General features: G+C 70.2%; 7 protein-coding genes. 1 reads left to right on the top strand and 6 read right to left on the bottom strand.

Features of this window, described 5'->3' with window-relative positions; all coding sequences use genetic code 11:
• The 5 genes from ACG2DA_RS00760 to ACG2DA_RS00780 all read right to left on the bottom strand — a co-directional run.
• A partial coding sequence (locus ACG2DA_RS00760; protein ID WP_395253543.1) for a prepilin-type N-terminal cleavage/methylation domain-containing protein occupies positions 1–462 on the bottom strand: 462 nt, incomplete at its 3' end.
• On the bottom strand, positions 459–923 hold the full coding sequence (locus ACG2DA_RS00765) for a type II secretion system protein GspG (RefSeq protein ID WP_395253544.1): 465 nt from the start codon (positions 921–923) through the stop codon (positions 459–461). The genes ACG2DA_RS00765 and ACG2DA_RS00760, both read right to left, overlap by 4 nt.
• 176 nt (positions 924–1099) lie before the next feature.
• A complete protein-coding gene (locus tag ACG2DA_RS00770; RefSeq protein WP_395253545.1) occupies positions 1100–2335 on the bottom strand; it encodes a type II secretion system F family protein in 1236 nt (411 codons plus the stop codon).
• 155 nt (positions 2336–2490) lie between these two features.
• The gene (locus ACG2DA_RS00775; protein WP_395253598.1) at positions 2491–4173 is read right to left on the bottom strand and encodes a GspE/PulE family protein; all 1683 of its coding nucleotides are present in this window, start codon (positions 4171–4173) and stop codon (positions 2491–2493) included.
• A 1-nt stretch (position 4174) separates the two neighbouring features.
• Positions 4175–7810, bottom strand: coding sequence for a secretin N-terminal domain-containing protein (locus ACG2DA_RS00780; RefSeq protein WP_395253546.1), 3636 nt, complete (start codon positions 7808–7810; stop codon positions 4175–4177).
• A gap of 300 nt (positions 7811–8110) precedes the next feature.
• On the opposite strand from ACG2DA_RS00780, the gene ACG2DA_RS00785 reads away from it, so the two are divergent.
• Positions 8111–9283 carry a hypothetical protein gene (locus ACG2DA_RS00785; RefSeq protein WP_395253547.1) on the top strand — a complete coding sequence of 391 codons (1173 nt, stop codon included), beginning with the start codon at positions 8111–8113 and terminating at the stop codon, positions 9281–9283.
• Positions 9284–9326: 43 nt separating this feature from the next.
• On the opposite strand, the gene ACG2DA_RS00790 is transcribed toward ACG2DA_RS00785, so the two are convergent.
• A complete protein-coding gene (locus ACG2DA_RS00790; RefSeq protein ID WP_395253548.1) occupies positions 9327–11183 on the bottom strand; it encodes a hypothetical protein in 1857 nt (618 codons plus the stop codon).
• Positions 11184–11299: the final 116 nt, after the last annotated feature.

Consider the following 11299-nt stretch of genomic DNA (forward strand, 5'->3'; position numbering starts at 1 on the left):
GGTGGGCGGCAGAGAGGACGTCGCCGGAAAGGTCACTCCTTCCGCCAGCGTGCCGCTGCGGACGGGCACCCAGTCCCCCGCGGCGGAGGCCGCAGCGCCAGTCGCTGCGGCGCCCGCCAGACCGGCTCCGCTCCCGACCGCCCCGACGACGGCCGTCTCGCGCTCCGCGGGGACGACAACCCATCGCTCGCCGTTCGCCTCGGCCCGGAACTCGTAGGGCACGCCCTCCTGCACCGCGTCCAAACGGGCGCGGGCCAGGTCGCTTCGGACGGCCTCGGCGCTGGATCGCAGGGCGTAGTCGCCGAAGAACCGCAACGCCGAGGGCGCCACCACCGCCGCCAGCACGGCGAGCACCGTGAGGACCAGCAGAATCTCCACGAGGGTGAACCCGCGCGGCGCCCGTAGGAACGGACGCGCATGGGCCGGCTCGGGATAGCGGCGGGGGGCGGTCGACCGTCTCACGTGCCGACGGTGGACCAGTTGTTGACGTCGTCGCCGCTGCCGTCCTCGTTCACGCCGTTCGGGCCGGCGCTCCAGATGTCCGGCTTGGTGCTGATCGTCTGGTGCGTGGCCGGGAACTGGTAGAACAGCGGCTGGTCCCAGCCGTCCTTGGGCTGCTCGTCGATGTACGGGTCGACCTGCCGGCCGTCGATCGGCTCCGGCGCCATCAGCATCTGATTGACCTCTTGGGCGGAGCCCTGCGGCGGGCGGCCGTTGTGGTCGATCGCGTACTGCTCGATGGCGCTCTGGTAGTTGGAGATCGCCACGCGGGTGGCGCTGATGTTCGCCTTCTGCTGCGAACCGAGCAGGTTCGGCACGACCAGGGCGGCGATCACCCCGAGGATGGCCAGCACCAACAGGACTTCGACCAGCGTGAAGCCCGCCCGACGGCGGGCGGAGCGGAGGACGGGGCGGTCGGACACGGGAAGGGAACGCATGGGAGGCAAGCTCAGCGGAATTGATGCGGGGCTTCTGGAGGAAACCCCGGCGGGGAACGCAGGTTTCGGGAGACCGCCGCGGGTGCGACATTCTCCCGGCGATCGGTCGCGGTCGGGGGATTGTTCGCGGTCGGCGGGGCGAAGTCAGCCGGGGGCGGGGATCATGCGATGCCGCTGCTCTTGAGGATGGGCAGCATCAGGGCGATACAGAGGAACAGGATCGCCCCGGCCATGACGGTCAGCATGATGGGCTCCAGCAGGCGGACGAACAGGTCGAGCTGGCGGGCGGTGTTCCGCTCGGTGGCGTCGGCGATGTCGATGAGGACCTGTTCCAAATTGTTCGCCTCCTCGCCGACGGCGATCATCTCCGTGACCTCTTCCGGAAACTGCCCGGAGGAGGCCAGCGGTCCGGCGATGCTGCGGCCGGCGGTAATACTCTCGGAGGCCTGCTCGATCGCCGCCGACAGCACCCGGTTGCCGGTGGCGTCCTTGGCGATCCGCAGGCTCTGCAGAATCGGTACGCCGTTGTGCAGCAGGGTGCCGAGGATTCGGCAGAACCGGGCGATCGCCAGGCTGCGGGCGATCGGGCCGAAGCCGACCTCCTTCTTCCCCACCTTCACCCCGAACAGTCGCACCCGGTCCCACTTCAGCCGCCCCTCCTCCGTCTCGCGGACGTAGCGGACGAGGAAGTACAGCCCCGCGGCCAGCGCGGCGACGATCACCACGGCCCACTGGCTGCGGAGGACGTCGCTGGCGGACATCAGCAGACTGGTCGCCGCGGGCAGTTCGCCGCTCTCGGCCATCCGCTCGAAGATCGGGGCGAAGTTGGGCACGAAGAAGGTGACCATCGCGATCACGATGGCGCTGCCCATCACCATCAAAAACAGCGGGTAGACCATCGCCCCGACGACCCGCCCGCGGAGTTCCTGCTGGTGCTCGGTGAAGGCCGCGATCCGCTTGAGCACGTCCTCGAGGAAGCCGCCCTCCTCGCCGGCCGTGATCATGCTGACGGCCAACTCGCTGAACGCCTTGGGGTGCCGCCGCATGGCGTCGGCGAGGCGGTTGCCGTCGGCAACCTCCGTTCGCACGTCCTCCAACACGGCCTGCAAGGCGGGGGCCGGGCTCTTGCGCTCCAGCAGTTCGAGACTGCGGAGCAGCGGCACCCCGCTCTTCAGCAGGTCGGAGAGCTGCGAGTAGAACGCCGCGAGGTGCTTGCCCCCCACCCGCTTCGTCCCGGCCTTCGCCTTGGAGCGGGCGGCGTCGTCCAGTTCGACCGACAGCGGAAACAGCCCCCGCCCGGCCAGCGTGGTCAGCGCGTCCCGCTCCCCCGCGGCGGAGATCGTGCCGGTCAGCGAGGCGCCGGAGGCGTCCCGGGCGGTGTAGGCGAAGTCAGGCAAGGGGATTTCGGATGTGGGAAGTCGGATGTCGGATGTGCAGCGGGAATCTTCTCAGGAAGGGGGATTCGGATGGGGCGCGGTGGGCCGTCCGTCCGCCGTTTGTTCAGCAGAGGAGCCAAACGACACATCCCACATCCGAAATTCGCAATCCGACATCAGTCCATGTCCCCCTTGGTGACCCGCACAACCTCCTCCAGACTCGTTTCGCCGCTGAGGCAGCGTTGCCAGCCGCTGTCGCGGAGGGTGGTCATGCCGTTCTTGCGGCCGTGGCGGCGGATCGCGTCGGTCGGGGCGTTTTCGGAGACCATCTGCCGTAGCTCGTCGTCGGAGATGAGCAGTTCGAAGATGCCCGTTCGGCCGCGGTAGCCGGTCTCCCCGCAGGCCCGACAGCCGACCGCCTTCCACAGCGTCGCCGGCGGTTCGCCCTTGATGCCGGGCGGCAGGTCGCGGGGATCGAAGTCGTATTCCCGTTTGCAGTCCGGGCAGAGCTTCCGCACCAGCCGCTGGGCGAGGATCGCCTCGACCGTGCTGGCGACGAGGTAGCTTTCCACGCCCATGTCGATCAGACGGGTGAACGATCCGGGGGCGTCGTTGGTGTGCAGCGTGCTGAACACGAGGTGGCCGGTGAGGCTCGCTTGGATTGCCGCCTGGGCCGTCTCGCCGTCCCGGATTTCGCCGATCAGCACCACGTCCGGGTCGTGCCGGAGGATGCTGCGGAGCCCGGCGGCGAACGTCAGCCCAACCTTAGAATGCACCTGAATCTGGCTGATGCCCTCGGATTGGTACTCGACCGGGTCCTCGACGGTGATGACCTTCACCTCCGGGGACTTGATCTCGTTCAGGGCCGAGTACAGCGTCGACGACTTACCGGAGCCCGTCGGGCCGGTGACGAGGATGATGCCGTTCGGCTGGGCGCACGCCTGCCGGAAGGGCTCGATCACGTTCGGCGGCATGCCCACGTTTTTCAGGTCGAACGTCATGCGGCTCTTGTCGAGCAGACGCATGACAATGCCCTCGCCGTGGATCATGGGGATGATCGAGACGCGAACGTCGATCTCCCGGCCCTTCACCCGCAGCTGGATGCGGCCGTCCTGGGGGCGGCGTTTCTCGGCGATGTTCAGCCGCGACATGATCTTCAGCCGGGTGATCATCGCGTTCTGAAAGTGCGTGATCTCCGGCGGCATCGGCTGGATGCGCAGCACCCCGTCGATCCGGAAGCGGATCGTCAGCCCCCGCTCGCCCGGCTCGACGTGGATGTCGGAGGCGCCCTTGTCCAGCGCCTCGACCAGCAGTTCGTTGACCAGCTTGATCACGCTGGCGGCCTGGGCCTCCTCGGCCTCCTCGCCGAGGTCCTCGCCCAACTCCTCCAGCAGTTCGACCCCCTCCTCCTCCCGCCGAGCGACCAGGGCGCTGACGGTGTCGCCGCCGACGCCGAGGTGCGCCTTGATGAGCCCCGCGATGTCCTCCCGGCGGGCGAGCGCCGGGATCAGGCTGAGGCCGGAGAGGGAGCTGAGTTCGTCCAGCCCCTCCAAGTCGAACGGATCGCTGGTGGCGACCACCACCCGCCCGTTCTGCTCGTACAGCGGGAGGAGCGTGTGGCGGAAGATCGGGGCGGCCGGAAAGCGTTCCAGCAGGCCCTCCTCGATCTCGAAATCCTTCAGATCGATGAACGGGTAGCCCAGTTCGTCCCCGATGGCCGCGAGCGCGGCCTGTTCGGAGACCATGCCGAGATCCACCGCGGCTTGATCGACCCGCCGGCCGTTGCGGCCGGCCCGGGCGGCTTCGAGCTGATCGGCGGTGAGAAGCCCGCGCCGGGCGAGCATGGCGCCAAGGTCCATTTCACCGCCCCCCGCGTCCGCCGCGGCCCCGGCCGCCGCCCCCGCCGCGTCCGCCGCCGTCGTCGTCACCTCCGCGACCGCCGAAGCCCCCGCGGCCGCCGCCGTCGCCTCCGCCGCCGCCGCGGTTCCGCATGAGCTGCTGGAACATCAGCGCCCGCGCGGCGGCGTCGCCGCCCCGGGCGTTATCGTCGGAGCTGGACGAGGAGGAAGAGGACGACGACCCGCCGCCGGTCGACCGAGGCGACCGCACCACCGAGCCGCCGCCGCTGCTGACGCGGGGCATCATCGAGCTGAGGGCGGCCGTCACGCTGCTGGGGTTGGCGTCGCGAAGCGTCATGAACTGCACTCCGCGTTCGGCGTCCTTGGCGGCGTCGTCGAGGTCCTGCACGAGGTCCTCGACCTGCTGGAACAGGCTTTCCGGGGCGGAGACGACCAACCGGCTGGTCCGGGTGTCCACGCCGATCGACAGCTGCACCGCCGCGGCGTCCGGACCGCCGGCCATCCCGCCCATCAGCATCGCCAGCGGATTATCGCCGCCGCCGCCGCCCCGCCCGCCGCGGCTTCGTGAGGCCATCTGGGCGGCCATGCCGTCGGCGGTCTGTTCCTTGAAGACTTCGCGAACGATCTCGGCCACCTCGTTTACGTCCGCGTATTGCACGGGGATCGTGCGGGGCAGGCGTTCGCGGGCGTTGTCCGGCCGGCTGTCGGCGTCCAGCACGGTGAGCAACTGCTCCACTTGCCGCACCCCCTCCCGCGGACCCTGCACGTAGAGGGCGTTCGCCCGCACGTCCGGGACGATCTTCAGCGAGGTCACGCCCCCGAGCGAACTGACGCCGGCGACATCCATTAGACTGCCGCCGAACTCCGACAGCCCGGAGGCCATCGTGCCCATCATCGAGCCGTCGCTGCTCGTCCCGGCGACGCTGGCGGAGGGGATCAGCTGTTCGAGCGTCTCCGCGGTCGTCGTGGCGTCCGCGTTGACGAGGTAGAAGACGTTCCAGCCGTTATCCGGCGGAATCAGGGCGCCGAGGCGGGCGACCAGGTCCTCCAATTCGTTCAACTTCTCCTCGTTTTCCGAATAGAGCACGAGCTGACCGTCCAGCACCGTCATCGTGACCGGGGCGTTCGGATCACTCGCGGTGGGGGATTCGTCGGAGGCGTTCCCGGCCGCCGCTTCCAGGGCGTCCTCCAGGGATCCAGTCGGCTCGGCCGCCGACGCGTTCGAATCGGCCGGCTGCGGTTCGGCCGGGGCTTCGGCGGGCGGCGGGACGGCGGGGTCTTCCTGCGGGAGCGAGAAGTTAGGGCCGCCGAGGACGCGGAAGGGGTCGTCCAACCGGGCCTCCGTCTGCGGGGCGCCCTCGTCCTCCTCCTGCGTCCGGGACGCCGGGGCGCCGCGGCGGTCGACCGCGTTGGGCGCCGCGGGGGTGACGATGCGGATCGGCGAGGGATCGCGGACCTCCCACATCTGGCGGAGCAGCGGGATCATCCGGTCCGGGTCGCGGCCGCCCAGCGAGAGGGTCCGCAACGTCCCGCCGGCGGCCCGCTGGCCGGTGCCGTCCTCGCCCAGTTGCAGAAGGAGTTGCTTGATCTCGGACACCTGATCCGGCGAGGCCCGCACCAGCAGGCGCCGGCCCAGCGGGTCCGGCTCCACAACCGGGGCGTTCTCGCCCTCGGTAATAAACATGTTGTTGAGGGTCAGCGTGACGCTGAGCGGGTCGAGCCGCGACAGCGGGATGACCACCGACTGCGTCTCCGCCCGCACGTTGCCGTCGATCTGCTCGATGATCTCCGCGATCCGCTCCTGCTGGCCCGGGGCCGCGTTGACGTGCACGGCTCGGCCGCGGTCGTCCTCGTTCACCATCGCGTCCGGGAACAGGCCGACGATCGTGTCGCGCACGTCGTCGGGATCGGCGGACTGCAGCGCGTAGGAGCGGAACACCGGCCGGCTGGAGGCGTAGGCGATCGGGTTGCCGTCCGCGTCCTCGGACACGTCCACCGCCTTCAGAATCTCTTTCACCAGCAGGATCTGCTCCGGCCGGGCGGTGACCAGCAGGGTCTGCGTCCGCTCGTCGGCGGCGACGGAGATCTCCTCGTCGTCGTTGTTGTTGCCGCCCCGACGGCGGGGGTCGCGACTGTTATTCGTCTCGATCCCGAGTTGCGTCCGCACGGCCATCGCCGCGTCGTACGCGTCGAGGTGCTTGAGGGGGATCTGCTCGAAGACGATCTCCTGACCAAGTTCCCCCAACAGGGCGGCGATCCGGCGGACGTTCCCGCCGATGTCCCGCACCACGACGCTGTTCATCGCCGTCAGCGACGCCGCGGTCCCCTGCGGGCCGAGGAACGGTTCGATCTCCTGCACCGCGGTCTTGGCGTCGCCCGCCTGCAGGGGAATCACGACCCGGACCAGTTCGTTGTCGCCGCGGTCCGGCAGGTCCTCGAGGGCCACGTCCGGCACGAGGTTCGGCGGGATGCCCTCGTCGATGTTGGCGCAGATCAGGAACCGGTCGCGACGGACCAGCACGTAGCCCCGCTGGAGCAGGTAGCCGTTGAGGATGTCCAGCGCCTCGGTGGCGGTGTACTGGCCGTCGTCGAAGTAGTTGAACGTACCCGGCGGGACCGGCCCGGGGTCGAGGGTCAGTCCGGCGAACTCCGCGAACTCCCGCAGCACCGGCTCCCAGGGGGCGTAGCGGAAGTTAAAGCTCATCGTCTCCTCCTCCACGCCGACCTGCCCCTCGGCGACGGCCGCCGGCCCGGCTTCGCGGTCCGGCTCGCTCGCCGCCGCGTCCGCGGCCTCCGTTGCCGACGCGGCGTCCGACATGGCCGGCTCCGCCGCGGGGCGGCGGCCGAAGTCGATGGTGGCCGTGGCGCCCTCCGGCACGGCGGTGTCGAACTCGCGCAGGGTCCCGACCGACCGGCCGGAGACCCTCTGCGGCCCGGCGCCGCCGCGACGGTCGCCGCCGCCGAACAGGTTGTAGGACGGCTCCTCGCCGATCTTCTGCTGGTAGGCGTTCCGCTGCTCCTCGGAGACCTTCTCCAACATTTTCTCCTCGAGCTGCTGGCGCCACTCCGGGTCGCGGAACTTGCCCCAGTCGCCGCTCTCCCGCAGCTTGGCGACCTCCGCGTCGCGGATTTCCCGCATCGCGGCGCGCTGCTCGTCGGTCAGGTTAAGGTCGCCGGCGAGATCGTCGTTCTCGATCAGGCCCGACACGCCCCGCTGCCGGATCTGGAGCTGCCGGTAGCGTTCCTGCTGTTCGTCGGTGAAGACTTCCGAGGCCTGCTCCTGGAACTTCTGCTCGGCGGCCCGCATCTGCTCGCCGATCTGTTCGCGGACCTTCTGCCGTTCCTCGTCGGTGGTGGCGTTGCGGAACATCTCGCCGATTTTTTCTCGGTCCATGCCCCGGGTCTCCTCGCGCAAGGCGCGAAGTTTCTCGACCTGCTCGTCGGTCAGGCCGACTTCCTCCCGAAAGCCTTCGTTCTCAAACAGTTGCGGCGGACCGCCGGGACCGCGGCCCCCCCCGGGACCGCGCTGGGCGAAGGCGGGGGCGGAGCAGACCAGGGCCAGCGTCGCCGCCCACAGCACATGGCGACCGAAGCCGCCCGCGAGCGGATGCGGCGAGAGTGCAATTGAGCGGGACATGCGGCGCTGGGGGCAGGCGGAAGGGGCGGACGAAACGAGGGACGCGAGGGCGAATTTCAATACGGCAGGGTCGAATGCTACGAGCGGCCGGGGGGGCGGTCGACGGGCGGTTCAATCTCGGTCGGCGGGCGGCCGGGACGGCGACGGGCGACGACGGTTCGAGCGACGACGCGGGCGCGTCGCCGATGGGGCACGTCGGAAAACAAGGGTCGAACCGACACCTTCGGGGCGCGACCGGTGTTCCCTAGGATAGTTCAACCCCGCCGCCGCGGCGGAGGACCTCTCAAAATCTCGAAAGCTATGAATCGCCGCCCCTTCCCGACTGCCGGCCCGTTTCTGCTGGCTTTCGCCGCCCTTCTGCTGACCGCCGACGCCGCTTTCGCCCAGCCGGGACGCGGCATGCGCGGCGGACCCCCGTCGCGGGGCGGCGAAGAGTCCGCAGACCGCGGCGACCGCGGCGGCCGGTTCAGTCGCGGCGATCGCTTCGACCGGGGCGGCCCGCCGGACCGGGGCGACCGCGGCCCCCGGGACGACCGCGGCGGCGAGAGTCGGGGCGACCGCGGCGGCGACCGCGGAGCCCAGCGCGGCGGCGACCGCGGCGGACGCGGCGGGGGCGAGGAGGTCTCCCGTGAGCGGCGGATCTTCGATTGGGTCTGGAGCCGGGCGGACCGCAACAACGACGGCCGACTCACGCCGGACGAGGTCGGCGACGACCGCATGAAGCGGTTCATGCAGGATCGCGGGCTCGACCCGGAGAAAACCTATAGCCGTGACGAGTGGAATCGCGGCGCCGAGGCCTTCGAACGCGAACGGGCCCGCGGGCGGGAGGAGGAAGGAAACGACGACGAGCGCCGTTCCGGGGACTCTCGGGGCGGCGAGTCCCGCGAACGGTCCGAGCGGTCCGCCGGGCCGAGCTTCGTCCGCGGCGGCGCCCGGGACAGCCGGGGGCGGCCGGTCCGCGTGACCCGCGATCTCCCGGAGGCGTTCGGCGAGTTCGACACCGACGAGGACGGCCAGATCGGCCTCTACGAGTGGCGGCTCTGGAACCGGGCCCTGATCGCCGAATTCCTCACCCTCGACCGCGACGGCGACGGCTACCTCACCCCCCGCGAACTGGCCGAGGCCGACGCCCGCGACTACGCCCGCGGCGACGCGGCCGCCCTGCCGCCGGAGAGACTCTCCCCCGGCCCGATGCGACCGACGGCGTCCGTCGTTCGCTCCGACGCCGTCGGCGTCCCGGTCGCCTCCGCCCCGGCGGCCGTGGAGGAGCCGGCCGAGCTGGATCCCCGCGATCGGGCGGCGGCGGAACGCTACTTCAAACTGCTGGACCGCGACCGCAGCGGCCGGGTCAGCCTGCCGGAGTGGGACCGCAGCGAACGGCTCAAGCCAAAGTTCGAAGCCGCCGGGGCGGACCTCGCCTCGGAGTTAGATCTCGAAACGTTCGTCGCCTACTACGCCAAGACGTTGGAGTAAGACCGCAAGCGGGGGGCGTCCGCCCCCCGCTCCTCCGGCGCCGTCACAGCTGCGATTCGTCGTAGCGATCGGTGACGGAGAGGGCGAGGAACCGGATGAAGCCCTCGCCGAACACCAGTCGCAGCCGGCCGCCGCCCGAGGGGGTGGGGCCGAACCGGACCAGCAGGCGGTCGCTGCCGTCCGCGAAGGCGTCCCGGGCGCGGAGGCCCTCGTCGCTCACGTCGTCGAGGCTGTCGGAGAACCAGCCGTTCACGTTGATCGCCCCCCGCAGCGGGGCCTCCGGCGCCACGCCCAGCCGGCCGGCGGTCGCCTGCACGGCTTCGACCGCCGCCATCGCTTCCTCCAGCGACCCCTCGGCCCCGATCACCGCCCAGACGTGCTGCCGGCCCAGGCCGACGTGGATCGCCGGCTGACCGCCGAAGAAGCGGTTCCGGTCTTCCGCCCGGCGCTCCTGCCGGGCGGCCCGCACGTCCCGCCGATTTTGGAGCGATTCGTCCGTTCCCTCGACCGGGGCCGCGTCGTCGGCCGGTTCGGCGTCACCGCCGTCCGTGATCTCCAGCCGGTGCCAGGTCACGCCGTTCTCCTGGGCGACGTTCATCGTCAGGTTCCGGACGAGGTCGTTGTTCTCCGGCAGCTTGTCGAGCAGTCGCTCCAACACCTGCGGGACGGCTTGGCTGAACCGGTCGCCCTGCGCGATCGACATGCCGCCGAGGAACATCTTCCCGCCCGCCTCCCGACGGCGGACCTGCGTGAAGAAGTTCAGTTCGCCGTTCTCCACCGTGACGATCAGCGGCTCGAACACGTCGTTCGTCAGTTGCCGGGTGGCCGGGTCGATCAGGGCGTAGTCGCTCTGGCCGGCTTCACGGGCCTCCTCCAATTCGCCGATTCGGGACGGCTCCTCGGAGCCCAGGGGCCGCAGGCCGGAGAGGGCGGCGCCGAGTTCGTCCTGGGCGACGCGCAGCTGTTCGATCGTCGCTTCCTGGTCCCAACTGCTGTAGGTCAGCCCGGCGACGAGGCTGAGCGGGGCCGTCTCCTCGTAGAGCGCGTCGAAGGAGGTCGGCCGGGCCTCGATGCGGCTGAGTTCTTCCTCCCAGGCGGTGCCGGGCACGGCCTCGAAGGTGAGGTCCACCTCGATGGTCCGCCGTTCGGCGGAAGCGTCGATCCCGAGGGTGATTTCGTCGGAGCCTTCCAGCAGGGCCTCAAGCTGCGTCAACGTGCGTTTCGCCCGGTTCTTGCGGACGCGGAAGGCGGCCTCGGGTTCGTCGTCCCGCCGCTGCATCTGGGTCTGCGTGTTCTGGACGAGCAGATTCTGAAAGAGTTTCCGCATCCCGGGCGGGATGTTCTTCGGCAGGGCCTGGGCGGCGAAGTCGTAGCGGGCGGCCAACGGGGCGGCGAAGGTCAGCGGGTCCGGCAGGATGCGCTCCTCCAGAAACGCCCGCTCGTTGGAGATCAGCGCGTAGTCGTTTTGTAGTTTGACGAACAGCGACATCCGACCTTTCACCTCCATCAGGTCGTCCGCCAGCATCTCCGTCGTCACGCCGGGGGCCGAGGTGAGGGAGCCCCGCAGGTCCGACAGGTCCTCCACCGGGAGAAAGCCGACCGGCGTCGGGATCGGCACGAAGCCCGGCTTGAGGAACACCATCACCCCCAGCGGCCGGGTGCGATCCAGGCCCTCAAGGTTGTTGGCGAACTCCAGGTAGCCGTCGATCACCTCGGACATGTCCTCCCGTTCGACCGTGGAGAACATGAAGTCGACGTCCGCCCGCGCCCGATCCACGCCGGCGAGCGTGATCACGCCCACCGGTTCGAGGCGTTCGAGGGGCGCCTCCTCCTCCTGCCCGACCGCGGGCGATGCGAGGGCGAGGGCGAGCAGCGGGGCGAGCGACAGGCAGCGGCGCATGGCGGCGGATCGTGGGGGACGGAACGCGAAGCGATACCGTTCCAACCCCCCGCGGGTTTCGCGGGTGTCGGAGGACGCACACCGTTTCGGACGCTCGACGGCAATGCGACGCGTCA

The organism is Alienimonas sp. DA493, from assembly GCF_043951915.1.
Lineage (GTDB): Bacteria > Planctomycetota > Planctomycetia > Planctomycetales > Planctomycetaceae > Alienimonas.

Coding starts and splice junctions, on each gene's coding strand:
- ACG2DA_RS00780 (WP_395253546.1), bottom strand. CDS start 7,810: ATGTCCCGCTCAATTGCACTCTCGCCGCATCCGCTCGCGGGCGGCTTC.
- ACG2DA_RS00790 (WP_395253548.1), bottom strand. CDS start 11,183: ATGCGCCGCTGCCTGTCGCTCGCCCCGCTGCTCGCCCTCGCCCTCGCA.
- ACG2DA_RS00785 (WP_395253547.1), top strand. CDS start 8,111: ATGAATCGCCGCCCCTTCCCGACTGCCGGCCCGTTTCTGCTGGCTTTC.
- ACG2DA_RS00775 (WP_395253598.1), bottom strand. CDS start 4,173: ATGGACCTTGGCGCCATGCTCGCCCGGCGCGGGCTTCTCACCGCCGAT.